The 13,982-nt window shown below is 70.6% G+C and carries 14 protein-coding genes and 1 tRNA gene; 9 read left to right on the top strand and 6 right to left on the bottom strand.

Annotated elements, in window-relative coordinates:
* Positions 1-790: 790 nt before the first annotated feature.
* Entirely contained in the window at positions 791-1,960 is a 1,170-nt protein-coding gene (locus VFZ70_16940; protein ID HEX6257499.1) for a capsular polysaccharide synthesis protein, read from the top strand.
* A gap of 197 nt (positions 1,961-2,157) precedes the next feature.
* Here the strand turns inward: VFZ70_16940 and VFZ70_16945 are convergent, their stop codons facing one another.
* Complete coding sequence (locus VFZ70_16945) at positions 2,158-2,928, bottom strand: hypothetical protein (GenBank protein HEX6257500.1); 771 nt, start codon at positions 2,926-2,928, stop codon at positions 2,158-2,160.
* A gap of 781 nt (positions 2,929-3,709) precedes the next feature.
* Here VFZ70_16945 and VFZ70_16950 point away from each other — a divergent pair.
* A complete protein-coding gene (locus tag VFZ70_16950) occupies positions 3,710-5,392 on the top strand; it encodes a hypothetical protein (protein HEX6257501.1) in 1,683 nt (560 codons plus the stop codon).
* A 114-nt stretch (positions 5,393-5,506) separates the two neighbouring features.
* Here the strand turns inward: VFZ70_16950 and VFZ70_16955 are convergent, their stop codons facing one another.
* Genes VFZ70_16955 through VFZ70_16970 form a run of 4 tightly spaced genes read right to left on the bottom strand, consistent with a single transcriptional unit; the run spans position 5,507 to position 9,679 of the window.
* Positions 5,507-7,069, bottom strand: a complete 1,563-nt coding sequence (locus VFZ70_16955) for a hydantoinase B/oxoprolinase family protein (GenBank protein ID HEX6257502.1) — start codon at positions 7,067-7,069, stop codon at positions 5,507-5,509.
* Between the two features lie 36 nt (positions 7,070-7,105).
* Entirely contained in the window at positions 7,106-9,064 is a 1,959-nt protein-coding gene (locus VFZ70_16960; protein HEX6257503.1) for a hydantoinase/oxoprolinase family protein, read from the bottom strand.
* Between the two features lie 25 nt (positions 9,065-9,089).
* On the bottom strand, positions 9,090-9,239 hold the full coding sequence (locus tag VFZ70_16965) for a hypothetical protein (GenBank protein ID HEX6257504.1): 150 nt from the start codon (positions 9,237-9,239) through the stop codon (positions 9,090-9,092).
* A gap of 17 nt (positions 9,240-9,256) precedes the next feature.
* Entirely contained in the window at positions 9,257-9,679 is a 423-nt protein-coding gene (locus VFZ70_16970) for a divalent metal cation transporter (protein ID HEX6257505.1), read from the bottom strand.
* Between the two features lie 175 nt (positions 9,680-9,854).
* Between VFZ70_16970 and VFZ70_16975 the strand changes: the two genes are divergently transcribed.
* Positions 9,855-10,265: an FCD domain-containing protein gene (locus VFZ70_16975; protein HEX6257506.1), complete on the top strand. Its 411-nt coding sequence runs from the start codon at positions 9,855-9,857 to the stop codon at positions 10,263-10,265.
* A gap of 472 nt (positions 10,266-10,737) precedes the next feature.
* On the opposite strand, the gene VFZ70_16980 is transcribed toward VFZ70_16975, so the two are convergent.
* On the bottom strand, positions 10,738-10,953 hold the full coding sequence (locus VFZ70_16980; GenBank protein HEX6257507.1) for a hypothetical protein: 216 nt from the start codon (positions 10,951-10,953) through the stop codon (positions 10,738-10,740).
* Between VFZ70_16980 and VFZ70_16985 the strand changes: the two genes are divergently transcribed.
* From VFZ70_16985 to VFZ70_17010, 6 genes are all read left to right on the top strand, one after another.
* Entirely contained in the window at positions 10,943-11,080 is a 138-nt protein-coding gene (locus VFZ70_16985; protein HEX6257508.1) for a hypothetical protein, read from the top strand. The genes VFZ70_16980 and VFZ70_16985 overlap by 11 nt on opposite strands.
* 124 nt (positions 11,081-11,204) lie before the next feature.
* Positions 11,205-11,798, top strand: coding sequence for an arsinothricin resistance N-acetyltransferase ArsN1 family B (locus tag VFZ70_16990; protein HEX6257509.1), 594 nt, complete (start codon positions 11,205-11,207; stop codon positions 11,796-11,798).
* 263 nt (positions 11,799-12,061) lie between these two features.
* Complete coding sequence (locus tag VFZ70_16995; GenBank protein HEX6257510.1) at positions 12,062-12,427, top strand: RNA-binding S4 domain-containing protein; 366 nt, start codon at positions 12,062-12,064, stop codon at positions 12,425-12,427.
* 74 nt (positions 12,428-12,501) lie between these two features.
* A tRNA-Gly gene (locus VFZ70_17000) sits at positions 12,502-12,575 on the top strand.
* 306 nt (positions 12,576-12,881) lie between these two features.
* On the top strand, positions 12,882-13,181 hold the full coding sequence (locus tag VFZ70_17005) for a transposase (protein ID HEX6257511.1): 300 nt from the start codon (positions 12,882-12,884) through the stop codon (positions 13,179-13,181).
* Positions 13,178-13,861, top strand: coding sequence for an IS3 family transposase (locus VFZ70_17010; protein ID HEX6257512.1), 684 nt, complete (start codon positions 13,178-13,180; stop codon positions 13,859-13,861). The genes VFZ70_17005 and VFZ70_17010 overlap by 4 nt, the downstream gene beginning before the upstream one ends.
* Positions 13,862-13,982: the final 121 nt, after the last annotated feature.

The raw sequence follows: 13,982 nt of genomic DNA on the forward strand, positions 1-13,982 counted from the left end.
GCCACGCGCACGGCCGGTCGACGACGCGGCGCGCACGACCTGATCATCGCGGCCACCGCGGTGTCCGGCGGTCGCATCGTGGTCACAGCCGATCCGACCGGCTTTGCCGACCTGCCCGGTGTGGAGGTCCGCCGCCACGCCAGCGCCCCTCGGCGCGACAGCGGACAACACGACGCGTTTCGCTCGCGCGTGATCTGTGTCTTGCCTGGTCAGCACGCCGTTGAGGCCGGGATTGTTGGGAGCAGGAGCTCGGGGGTTCGAGTTCGCCCGGTCCGAGGTCGTCCGCCTGCTCACGTGTTCTGCGCTCGGGCGTGCAGCCGTGGTGCCGCTGCGGACGAGCCGCCAGACGATCCGATGGATCCGTGCCGTCCTCGTCGCGATGACCGCCCATGTGCCCGCGAGCTGCGGAGCAGATGCGCGACCGGTCGGTGATTGGCCGCCCCCTGTCGTTCGAGTCTTCCCTGAGGGCATGGGGCGGGTCGGCTGCGCAGCGTGATAGCGTCTCGACTCGTACGACTGATCGGCTGGCTGTTCCCGACCCCGGACGCACCCGTGTCACCACGTCTGGTGGATCCGTCCTGGGGCGCATGGCGGGCGTACGCCGGCGCGTCACGTGGCGGCTCGGATCTCCGACGCTCGCGGCGACCGCCTTGCGTCTGGCCATCCGCTACAGCCCACGTGACCCTCGTCTGCATCTGCGCCTGGGCGCCGAACTCGCCGAGGCTGGCAGGTGGGGTGACGCGGCGGACGCGTATGCCGCGGCGGTTGCACTCGACGGTGAGCGCGCGCAGTGGCACTTCCGGCTCGGCTGGGTGCTCGAACATGCACTCAGTGGGACGCAGCGGCAGAGGCATACGCCGCGGCAGTCGCGTTGGAACGCGACAACGCGCAGTTTCACTACCGGCTCGGCCGCGTGCACCACCGAGCGGGTCGATGGGCAGTCGCGGCGGACCGCTACCGCGCCGCACTCGAGCTGGACGACAGCGTGGACGTCTGGCGCGAGCGACTCGCGCACGTCCTTGGCCTCATGGGCGACGCGGACGGGATGCGACGCGCCGCCGTCGACATCGCCGACCGTGCCGGGGACCGCACGCCAGCGGAGCGCCGGCTCCTGACCGACGATCCACTGCGCTTCGGTGTGCGACGCCGACTGCTGCAGTTCATCGCGGAACACATCGATGAGATCCGCGCGGGCGCGGTCAACGACCAACCGGTGTCACGGGACGCACCGTCGCGGGTGTGGATGTACTGGGGGCAGGGCATCGCGCATGCGCCTGCCGTGGTCCGCCGATGCCACGCCGCGCTGCTGCGTCACCACGATCCCGCGCAGGTCATGGTGCTCGACGACGACACCGTCGACGACCACGTCGACATCCCGGGGTACGTCCGTGACCGGACACGGGGCGATCGGACGAAGTTCTCCGACGTGCTGCGGATCGACCTGCTGGCGCGTCACGGCGGGGTGTGGCTGGACGCGACGTGCCTGGTCCGCCGCAACGTGCTCGCGCTACTCCCGGAGCTGCTGACCGCCGGGTTCTTCGCCCCGCGCTCCCGGCGCACCCGCATCGCGAGTTGGTTCATGGCGAGCGACCCGGGCGGCCACGTCATCACCGCGCTGCGGTCAGCGCAGCTCGCCTACTGGCGGCACCACGCCGAGGCCATCGACTACTACGTGCTGCACCATCTGTTCGAGGCACTGTGCCACACGGATCCCACCGTCGCAGCATGCTGCGAGCGGATGCCGATGCTGCGGTTGTCGGATCTGTCGCGGTTCGCGCGCGCGATGTTCGATCCATACGATCCCGAGCGGTTCCGCCAGCTGATTGACAGCGCCCCAGTGCACAAGCTGACCTACAAGCGGCTCCAGCGAGGGCTCGATCTCGGTGACACGATGGTCAGCCATCTGCTGGACGACGAGACGGAGGCTGCAGCGCAGTCCGCCTCCACGCGGACCAGCTAGTGGCAGGGTCGTGTGGATGGGGCTCGGGGCGGCGTCGCTCGAGTCAGCCGGCATTGGCTCGAGCCTCGCTCCGCTCCTGTAGGTGTCCGACCGACGGGTGTGGCGCGCGTGCTTACCTCAACGCGGGGCGTGCAGTCTCAGGCTGACCGTGTCGTGGTGTCGTCCCGCAGCATGCATCGCGCGACGCGCGATGAACCCTATCCAGGGCCCGCTGCGTCCCTGTTCACCGCAACGCTCAGTGTCGCCTTGGACAGCAGCGTCATCACTCCGGCGAAGAACATCCAGACACCGGCCCACTCGAGTGCCTCTTCGATGACGATCTGTGTCTCCCGGACGGACCTCGGCGCGTTGATCGTCTTGAGCTGTCCATCGAGCAACTCAGCGCCCGCAGCGCCCAGCACATAACAGAACCCGCCCGCCACCATGAGCGCCGCCGTGCGGCGAGGCAGCTCAGACAGCGGTCTCACCATCAGCCCGGCGATGACCGCCGCGGCGGCGCCGTACGGAATCACCCACGCGAAGTGCAGGAACCCGGTGAGCCCGAGCCGTGTCTGCAGGAACCCGTTGATCCACTCGTGCACGCGGAAGGCCTCGTCGAATGCGACGAACACCATCGCTAGGGCCAGCAGCCGCCAGCGTCGCGAGTGCGTGGCGACCGACGGGTTGACGTTGTCGGCCCACGTACCCAGGTGCACGGTCACCGCGGTGACAAAGAGAAACAGAAAGGAAGCTGCCGCCCAAAAACCGCGCTCCCCGTTCAGGCCGAACAGACGTCGTGCTGCGGCACCGGCAGTGCCGCCACCGAAGCCGAGCGGATACTGGATCACGAGCGCCGCCGCGGCACCAACTGCGAGCAGCCCCGTGACGATCGCCATGAACCGATGAACCCGCACAACGTCGATCACCAGGGTCCGACCGACGTCTGCATCGGTCGAGTGTCCCGCGCGGTCTGTGAGCTCCCTGGTCATCCTCGTTCCGCTCTCCCGCCGTCGTCAGCAGCCGTGAGGCAGCACCCGCACGCGACCGCCGCAGACCGACGCCCGAGCCCTGCACCGCCGAAGGTCGTCGCGGCCCAACGCACAGGGATCTCTGAGCCTAGCGTGCCTACCGCGCGGGTCCGACATCGCCGCCAGGCCGACGACGTCACGGAGGAGACGGTACGACGTTTCGATGCTGCGTCGCCGGGGCGGTCATGAGCCACCGGCTGTGTGACGGTCGTGCGTCGGGATCAGCGGAGCTCGCGCCACCGCGTGGCCGGAACGAACCGATCGTGGCGAGATGTTCGACCACGCGGCCGGCGCGGAATGATGCGCAGGCGCTGCTGGGACGCAATACCGTGGCGTGAGCACCACGCCGCTCGGGACGCGGGCGGACGAGGGAGACGTCAACGCCCGGCTGCGGGCGGACGGCAACGACTACAGCGCGGCAACGCGCTGTGTAGGGATGCGGACGGGGAACGTGGACGGAGCAGACACGCGGACGGCATCCGACGAGCCCGCGGTCGGTGCTCCCCCACCGTCGACAGGTGAGCACGGGTCTGCCCCCGAGACGACCGCGGCGCACACCGGCGTTGCCGCCTCGACCCGGCAGACCCCACGGGTGGCCGACGCCGCTGACGAGGCGGAGCCGGCGGCACGCTCCGCCGCGCTCGACGCGCGCACTCCGGAGGTGGCTGCCGACCCATCCCCGAGTGCGCCGGCCGGCGTACCACGCAGACACCGACGCACCTGGCCCCTCGCCATCGCATATGTGATCGCGGTCCTCATCGGCGCGACGCTCATCGTCGGTGCCGCGATCACACAGCCGTACAACCAGAACGAACTGCAGCAGGTCAACGCGTACCGTTTCGACGACTTCGACCAGGCGATCGCCGGCACGCGCCAGCCGCCCCTCGGACCGAGCATCGGCGTCTTCGTGCATCGCACGCTCGGGATCGGCCAGATCGAACAGCGCCTCGAATCGGTCGTCCCGGCGATTGGCACCCTGACCGTGCTCGCGGCGCTGTTCGCACGGCTGCAGTTGGGCATCGCCGGTCCCGTGGCGATCGGCGTCGTGGCGACAGCCCCGCTCATGGTGCGCTACTCCGCGTACGTACGCCCCTACGCGCTCCCGCTGTTCCTCATGGTGCTGTGCGCCTACCTGCTGCAGCGGTGGTTGGACACCGGGCGGATCGCCCGGCTGGTCGGCGTCCTGGCCGCCGCGGGCCTCATGCCCCTGGCACGCGTGCCCGAACCGACGGCCTTCCTGCTCACCGCGGTGATCGCGTTGGTGGTGCTCGGATGGCTAGGACCCTACGACTGGCGTCGGGTGCTGCCGCCCGTGGTCGCGCTGACCGTCGCGCTCGTCGCCGTCGCCTACCCGCAGTATCAGGCGTTGCAGGCGTCGGTCAGGAACACGTCAGCCGAGGCGAACCCGTTCGCCGTGCTGTCCAACATCGGTCCGCAGGTCCACGGACTGGTGACGATCCTCCCGCGGGTGTTGGCGGAGTCGTTCCCCTGGTGGCCGACGACGCTGGCGTTGATGATCGCGGCCCTGATCGTGCCGTCGGCCCGCCGGTGGCTGGCCCGCACGTGGACGGCGTGGGTGCTGCTGGCACCGCCGGTCGCGTGGGCCGTGTACTACCACCTCGCAATCCAGACACCGGCCCACGACGGCGTCTTCGGGATGGTCTACCAACCGCGGTTCGCCTACTTCTTCGTCCCGACACTGGGGTTCGTCGCGGCCGCACTCGCCCGCCGCGCCGTCGACCGGTCGGCCTCAACGTGGACGCGAACGGTCCTCGGCGTGCTGCTGGCGGCCATGGTCGCCGGCCAACTACCGGCGACGGCCGAAGTGCTGCGCGAGGACGACTCCGCGGACTGGGCCACCGCCGCCCGCATGATCGACAGCCTGCCCGGCGACGCGGTCGTGCTGTACGACAACGTGGCGCCGCCGTTGGCGTTCCGTCACCCGTTCATCGCGGCTCCGCGCTATCTGACGACGGCGCGCCGCGTGCTCGTCGCCAACCTCGTGGCCCGCGCACGGCGGGGCGTGCCACCCGAACTGCCGTTGTACGTGCTGCTGCTCGGACCGAGCCCCCGCCAACCCGGCTGCGACGTGGACGTCGGCGCACCACTCGACGCACCTTCGGGATGGACCCTGCGTGAGCACGACGGGCGCTTCAGCCTGTTCGAGCAGTCGGATGTCGATCCGATGGGTGCGGCCGAGACCTTCCTGCAGTTCGCCGACACCGTCCCGCCGCAGTGCGGGTACGTGATGACGGCGGCCGGTGCCGCGCTGCTGGCTCGGTACGGCGCCGAACAGCGCGCACGCAGTGAGCTGATCGAGGTGCTCGACGCAGCACCGCCTGGCGACCGACGGCGGATACGTCGCTCGTTCCACGACCGGCTGCCCGGACTCATGCGCGACGTCGGGCGACTGCCGGCGCTCTGACCAGCCGACGACGTTGGCCGCGCCCGCGGCCGGCAGCGCCGGCGGTCATCGACGCCGCCGGTGTGCCGAACGCAGCCACCGATCGCGAATGCGGCGATGCCCACCGTGGACGGATCAGTCCGCGTCCTCGGGCTGGCCCCAGCCGCCACCGCCGGGCGTCTCGACCCGCACGCGATCGCCCCGCTGCAGATCCCACGTGCCCTTCGAGCCAAGCTCCTCAGTCGTGCCGTCGGCCCGCACCACCACGTTGCGCCCCGGCGCCCCGTCCGCGCCACCACCCAGGCCCCACGGGCCACGCTCCCGGCGCTCGGTCTGCAACGTGAGCGTGCAGTCGGCCAGCACCTCGATCTCGCGCACCAGTCCGTCGCCGCCGGGATGCCGTCCCGCTCCGCCCGACCCGCGCCGGAGCTCGTAGCGCCACACCCGCAACGGATAGTCGAGCTCCATCGCCTCGGCGGGTGTGTTCTGGGTGTTGGTCATCCAGGTGTGGACGCCGGACATCCCGGCACGTTCGGGAGTGCCGCCCTCCCCGCCACCGAGCGTCTCGTAGTAGCTGAACGACGGCTCGGCGGCCCCGATCAGCAGGTTGTTCATGGTGCCCTGGCTCGCCGCGGGGACCCGGTCGGGCATCGCCTTGGCGAACGCTCCGAGCAGCACATCGACGATCCGCTGGCTGGTCTCGACGTTGCCGGCCGCCGTCGGCGCCGGGAAGACCGCGTTGACGACCGACCCCTCCGGAGCGGTGATCTCAAGCGCGCGGTAGCAGCCGGCGTTCGGCGGTGCGTCGGGATCGGTGAGCATCCGGAACACGAACATGGCCGACGACAGCGTCACGGCGCGCACCGCGTTGAGGTTGACCCGCACCTGGTCGTCCGTGCCGGTGAAGTCCACGTGGACGCCATCGTCGTGTACGGTGATCTCCGCTGCGATCGTGACGCCGTCGCCTATCTCGAGCTGGTCGCTGTGGGTGTACGTGCCGTCGGGGATGTCGCGCACGGCCGCCCGGACCCGTCGGTCGGAGTAGTCGCATACCGCCTGCATGGCGTCGTGCAGGCCGTCACGCCCAAGACGGTCGGCGAGCTCGCGCAACCTCGTGGCACCGACGTGGTTGGCGGCGAACTGTGCACGCAGGTCGCCGCGCCGCTCCCACGGTGTGCGGGAGTTGGCCGCGATCAGGCGCAGCACATCGGTGCGCTCTCCGTCCGCGTCGGCCACCAGCACGGGTGGGATGCGGATGCCCTCCATCGCGATCTCGGTCGCCGATGCCGGCATCGATCCCGGCGCCGCGCCGCCCACGTCGGCATGGTGCGCGCGGTTCGCCACGAACCCGAGCAGGTTGCCGTCGTCGTCACCGACCGCCCGCACGATCGTCAGGTCGGGCAGGTGTGTGCCACCCATGTATGGATCGTTGACGCAGACCTGCATGTCGGGCTCGAGCTCGCCGAACGCTTCGAGCGCCGCCTCGACACTGCCCGGCATCGATCCCAGATGGACGGGAATGTGCTCGGCCTGCGCGACCATCTGAGCGTTGCGGTCGAAGACCGCGGCCGAGCAGTCGACGCGTTCCTTGATGTTCGGTGAGTAGGCCGAGCGGCGCAGCGCGACACCCATCTCGTCGGCGACGCCGGCCAGTGCGTGGCGCAGCACCTCCAACTCGACGGCGCTCAGCTCGGCCATGACCCACCTCCGTGCACGGTTGCGATCCTGCCGTGGTCAGGCATCGAACGTCACCACCAGGTTGTTGGCGTCGTCGACCTCGCCCACGTCGCCCGGCGCCAGGATCGTGGTCGTGTCGCGCTGCTCGACCAGCGCGGGACCCTCGATCGTGTCGCCGGGCGCCATGCCCGCCCGGCTGACGACCCGCGCCTCGACGGTCTCCCCCTCCACGCCGATCTCGCGGATCCGCTTCTCCGCCGGTTCGCCCTGGTCCCAGTCAGCGGGAGGTGCGTCGAGCGCGGGTCGGCCCTCGGCCACGACCCGCAGGGTGACGACCTTGACCTGCTCGCCCTCCATCGCATAGCCGTAGGCATCGGTGTGCGCCTTGTGCAGCAGCGACGCGATGTCGTCACCGTCGCCTACGGTCAACCGCAGCTCGTGCGACTGCCCGACGTAGCGTGCGTCAGCGACGCGGGTGAGCGTGATGTCCGAGGCGACGCCCTGCCGCTCGAGCTCCTCACGCGCAGCATGCTCCAACCGCTCCCAGGACGACGACAGGTCCGCGTGGGCGTCGGCCATCACGGTCAGCGAGGCCTCGTGGCGAGGGCTGGCAAGCAGTAGTCCGAGCGCGGACAGCACACCCGGCGCGGGCGGGATGACCACGGCGGCGCAACCAAGGTCACGCGCCAGCGCCGACGCATGCATCGGTCCGGCGCCGCCGTAGGCGATCAGCGCCAGCGTCGACGGATCGACGCCCCGCTCGGTCGAGACCTTACGGAGCGCGCGCACCATGGTCGCCCGCACCACGCGCAGCACGCCGTGTGCGCCGCCCGCGTCGTCGGGCAGGTCGTCGAGCACGCGACGCGCCGCGTCGATGTCGAGCTGCAGCCCACCGCCGAGACGGCGCTCCGGATCGAGGTGGCCCAGCGCGGCGTGCGCATCTGTCACGGTTGGACGGTCCCCGCCCTTGCCGTAGCACGCCGGTCCGGGCTCGGCCCCCGCGGACTCGGGGCCGACCCGTAGCGCCCCGCCGGCGTCGATCCACGCGATCGAGCCGCCGCCGGCACCGACGGTGTGCACCCCCACCGCCGGTGTGCGGAACGGCAGTCCGCCGATCTCCGAGGCCGTCGACACGTCTGGCTGACCGCCACGGATCAGGCAGACGTCGCTGGATGTGCCGCCCATGTCGAACGCGACGGCGTCGTCGAACCCCGCCGACCTGGCGATCGCTCCGGCGGCGACCACACCGGCCGCAGGGCCCGACAGCAGCGTGTGCACCGGCGCGTGGGCGACGAACTCGATGCCGGCCGTGCCGCCTCCCGAGGTCATGACGGTGATGACCGGATCGGGCAGACGCTCGGCCAGGTTCGACAGGTAGCGACGCATGACGGGCTCGACGGCCGCGTTGAGCACGCACGTCGACCCGCGCTCGTACTCGCGGAACTCGGCCAGCAGCTCGCTGGCCCGCGTGATCGGCATGCCCAGGCGTTCGCTCAACGCGTCGCACAGACGCCGTTCGTGGCTGTCGTCGGCGTACGAGAACAGCAGGCTGACCGCCACGGACTCGGGTTCGAGGTCGGTGACCGCGTCGCAGACCCGGTTGATCTCGTCGTCGGTGAGCTCGCGCACGGCGTCACCGTGAGGCCCGGTCCGCTCGTCGACGGTGACCACCCGCTCGTGGGGCACCAGCGGCTCGGGACGGGTGACGGTCAGGTCATACAGCGCGGGACGGTGCTGGCGGGCGATGGCGAGCACGTCGGCGAACCCGTCGGTCGTCACGAACACGGTGCGCGCCACCTTGCGTTCGAGCACGGCGTTGGTGGCGGTCGTCGTGCCGTGGGCGACGAGCGCCACGTCACCGTCGTGCGCCTCGTCGACGCCGGTCTCCACGCCGACCGCCTGGTTGTCGGTCGTCGTGGGCGTCTTGATCGCACGCGGGCGTCGCCCCTCGGCCAGCATGACGACATCCGTGAACGTGCCGCCGACGTCGACGCCGGCCCGTGCCTGTCCGCTCACATCCAGCCCTCCGGTCAGGGCGTCGTCATCCGGTCACGCCGAACGCCGACAACAGTGAGTTCATGTCCAGGCCGACGGCGACGAGCACGACGATGCCGCCGATGATGTTCGCACGGCTGGAGTTGACGTGCTCACCGAGCAGGTCGCGACGGTTCATCACCACCAGCAGGAACACCGCGATGATCGGCGGGATCAGCCATTGGCCGCCTGGGCGAACACGATGACCTGCGTGGGGCTCGAGCCCACGAACGCGAAAGCGACGCCGACCGCGATGATAACCGCCCACACGGCCTTGAACCGCGTGTCCGACAGATCGCGCGGCCACCCGAACGCACCCGCCGTGGCGTAGGCGGCGGCCAGCGGAGTGGTCACCGAACTGGTGATGCCGGCGGCCAGCAGGCCCGTCGCGAAGAAGTACTTGGCGGCCGGACCCAGCTGTGGCTCGAGCTGCGTCGCCATGTCGCCGGCGTCCTCGATGCCTCGGCCCGTGCTGAACAACGCCGCGGCTGCGGTCGTCAGGATCGCCAGCGTGACCAGGCCGCCAAGGCCGATCGACAGCCGGGTGTCGAACCGTGCCTCGCACACGGCCCGGTCGGTCGGGACGTCCCCGCCCACTTGTCCTGCACCGAGCTGGCATGCAGGAACACGTTGTACGGCACGACCGTCGTACCAATGAGCGCGACGACCGTCAGCAGCGAGCCGGACGGGATGGTCGGCACGAACCCGGCGAACAGGCCGGCAAGGTCCGGCGTGACGATCACCGCGGTCACGATGAACACCACGCCCACGCCTGGCCGAGCTCAGCGCGTTGATGCACGAGGCGCGCCGCCATCCCGATGGCGACGACGAGTTGCACCGCGACCGCTGGTCGAGCCTCAACCACGAGTTCCATCAACGCATGTACGCGGCGACGGGACGGACGCACACCGTGCGGGTCGTGCTGCAGGTGATGGACCTGGTGGAGCCCTACTCGCGGATGTACGTGCACCTGCTCGGCGGCGTCGAACTGGCGTCCGACGAGCACGATGCGATGGTGGACGCGCTACGCGACCGTGATCCCGAGACGTTGGCCGGGCGGGTCCGTGACCACCTCGAGCACGCGCGCCGGGAGTTGCTCGACGAGCGCTGGTGGAACGAGGGGCAGTTCGACGTGCCGCCGGCCGGCGCGGGCGCGGCACCGACTACGGGGGGCGAGGGATGACCTACGACACGCTGGCCGACTTCCGTACGGACGTCCGCGCCGGGAGGTTCAAGGGGACGACGGCGGGCCTGCTCGGCGACCGGGCGCAGCCAACGTGGTCGTGCTCCCTGCCGACTGGGCGACGAGTTCGGTGCCTTCGCCGCCGCCAACCCGCGATCCTGCCCGGTGATCGACCGCGGACGCCCCGGCGATCCGATGCTGCCGAAGGCGGGTCCCGAGGCCGACATCCGGACCGACGTTCCCCGCTACCGTGTGTTCGTCGATGGGCAGCAGGTGTCGGAGCCGACCGACGTCTCACGCTGGTGGCGCGACGACCTCGTGGCCTTCCAGCTGGGGTGCAGCTTCACGTTCGAACGCGCGATGGGTGACGCCGGCCTGCCACTGCGCCACGTCGAGCAGCAGACCACCGTGCCGATGTACGTGACCGACCGCGAGTGCGCGCCGACCGCGCGGCTGGCCGGTCCGATGGTCGTCAGCATGCGGCCCGTGCCGCGACACCGTCGACCTCGCGGTCGAGGTCACCGGGCGCTACGGACAGGCGCACGGTGCACCGGTCCACGTGGGCGATCCCGCCGAGATCGGCATCGCCGAGCTCGAGCAGCCGGACTTCGGCGAAACCCGCCCGGGTCGCCGAGGGCGAGGTGCCGGTCTTCTGGGCGTGTGGCGTCACGCCGCAGGTGGTGGTCACGGCCGCCGTCCCACCGCTGCTGATCACCCACGCTCCGGGGCACATGTTCGTCACCGACCTGCCGCACGACGCGCTGCTGGGCGACCCCGCGGACGTGACGGAGCGCGCCGCGCCGCCGGACGGCTGACGTACGCGGCCGGCGGCCGCCGGGCTCCCAGGTTGCCAGCCTGCTGACGTGCGCGGTACCACCGTCCGTCGCCGCCTGTCGAGGTTGCACCGCGGCGGCACCCGCGCGTGGAACCATCGCGGCCATGTCGACCCCGCGACTGCGGCTGGCCACCGCTGACGACGCCGCGCCGATCGCCGAGATCTACGCCCCGCTCGTCCGCGATACCGCCATCACGTTCGAGACTCAGCCACCGTCGGCCGACGAGATGCGCCGGCGCATCGTCGGCACCACCATGCGCTTCCCCTGGCTGGTCGCCGACGACGCCGGGACGGTCACAGGCTTCGCGTACGCGGGGCGGCACCGCAGGCGCGCCGCGTACGCGTGGGCGGCCGACGTGTCGGTCTACGTCGCGGCCGACACGCGACGCGGCGGCATCGGACGCGGCCTGTACACCACCCTGCTCGACCTGTTGACCGCGCAGGGCTATGCCAACGCCTTCGCCGGCATCGCGCTGCCCAACGATGCCAGCGTCAGGCTCCACGAGACGCTCGGGTTCATGCTCGTCGGCGTGTACGAATCCGTGGGCTACAAGCTCGACGACTGGTGGGACGTCGCGTGGTGGCAACGCCGGCTGCCGATCGGGGCGTCCCCTCCCCCGCCGACCGCCGTCGTCGAACTCGACACCCGCCGGGTGGATGCGGCGCTGGCCGCGGGCGGGGCGTACGTGCGGGGCTGACGCCCCGCGAAGTCAGTTGGGGAATCAACGCCGCGCCCATGTTGACAACTCACCCCACAACGCCACCCGCCACCCGACCGGGGAATTCAACCACCCGCCCACGTTGACAACTCACCCCACAACGACACCCGCCACCCGACCGGGGAAACAACCACCCGCCCACGTTGACAACTCACCCCACAGCGGATCCGCCCACTCGGCGCGGGACGTCACCGCTGCTGGTCACATCCGCCGTCGGTCGGGCCAGCTGCGAGACTGGGCGCATGGACAGCATCCGTGTCGACCGGTGGTTGTGGGCCGTCCGGCTGTACAAGACGCGCAGCGCCGCCGCTGACGGCTGCCGGGGCGGACACGTCCGCATCAACGGCCGGTCCGCCAAGCCGGCGAGTCCGGTGCGTGTCGGCGACCGTGTGGAGGCACGCGTCAACCGCCGCGACCGCATCGCGGAGGTGACCCGCATCATCGACAAGCGCGTCGGGGCGCCAATCGCAGCCGAGTGCTACGTCGACCATTCACCGCCACCGCCCGAGGTGCCCAACCTCGTGGTCGCGCGCCGGGACCGTGGCAGCGGTCGGCCCACCAAACGGGAACGCCGCCAGCTGGAGAAGTGGTTGCAGCGCAACCGTTGAGCGGGGCGTCCGCCGTCGTGCCGGTTCGCCGCGATCCATCGCGCAGCGCTACGCTGTCGGCTGCACGACACCCTGCGGGTGTAGCTCAATGGTAGAGCCCCAGCCTTCCAAGCTGGTGATGGGGGTTCGATTCCCCTCACCCGCTCCACACCAATAGCGGCGTTTCCGCAGTTCAGCCTGCAGATCGCCCCACACAGCCGCGTCACGGCTATCGCTCGTCATCACCGGGTTCCCGGTGTCTTGCGGAAACGGGCGCGGAACAGCGACGCGCCCGAGCGCCTCCGCGCGCTCTGACCCGAGCTTCATCACAGAAGTGTCCCCGCGCCGAACACACCTGCCGGGGACGTGGCCAGAGCCCCAAGGAGGCCCTGACATGCCAAGTCCATCACGGAACCTCGATCGCTACTTGGACCTCCCCCATGTGGCAGGACACCTCCAGTGAGAGGATGTCTGCATGGGACAGGGCAAACGTACCCGCCGAAAGTTCACCGACGAGTTCAAGCGCAACGCCGTGGAACTGGTCCGCACGACCGGTAAGCCGATCGCGACGGTCGCTGAGGAGCTGGGGATCTATGACTCCACGCTGGGCAACTGGGTCAAGCAGGACCGCATCGACCGCGGCGAACGCGACGGGCTGACCAGCGACGAACGCGCCCGGCTGCGCGAGTTGGAGGCCGAGAACGCCCAGCTGCGCATGGAGCGTGATTTGCTCAAACGAACGACGGCCTTCTGGGTGAAGGAGTCGACGCGGTGACCCGCTACCGCTGCGTCGATGACCGGAAGGCCGACGGATTCCCGGTAGCCGACGCCTGCCAGGCGGCGGGCGTATCGACCTCGGCGTACTACGCGTGGGCGGCCACGCGTCGGGCCGGGCCGACGCCACGGCAGCGCGCCGAGGCCAGGTTGGTGGCGGCGATCCGCCGGATCCACACAGCCTCGGAGGGCACCTACGGGGTGCCGCGGGTCACCCGCGAGCTGCGCGACGAGGGCCATCAGGTGAACCACAAGCGGGTGGAGCGGCTGATGCGCCGCGAGGGTCTCGTGGGGCACCGCCCGCGGAAACGCCGCAGCCTGACCAAGCCCGATGAGACCGCGGCGCCGGCGCCGGACCTGCTGGGACGGCTGTTCGACCCCGACCGGCCCGATGTCGCGTGGTGCGGTGACATCACCTACATCCCGACCGACGAGGGCTGGCTGTACCTGGCGTCGACGATCGATCTGGCGTCGCGGCATCTGATCGGCTGGTCGATGAGCGACCGCCATGACGCCGGCCTCGTGTGCGACGCCCTGGAGGCGGCGGTGGCGACCCGTGGCCGCCGCTCGATGGATGGGGTGATCATGCATACCGACCGCGGCGCGGAATATACGTCGGCTGCGTTCGCCGCCGCGTGTCAGCGGCTGGGGGCGCGACGGTCGATGGGCCGCACCGGATAATGCCTGGATAACGCTGTCGCCGAGAGCTTCTTCGCCACCTTGAAGGTCGAGCTCGTCAACCGCCGACGGTTTCGAACCCGCGCCGAGGCGCGCACGGCGATCTTCCGCTGGATCGCCTGGT

Source organism: Euzebyales bacterium, from assembly GCA_036374135.1.
Classification (GTDB): Bacteria; Actinomycetota; Nitriliruptoria; order Euzebyales; family JAHELV01; genus JAHELV01.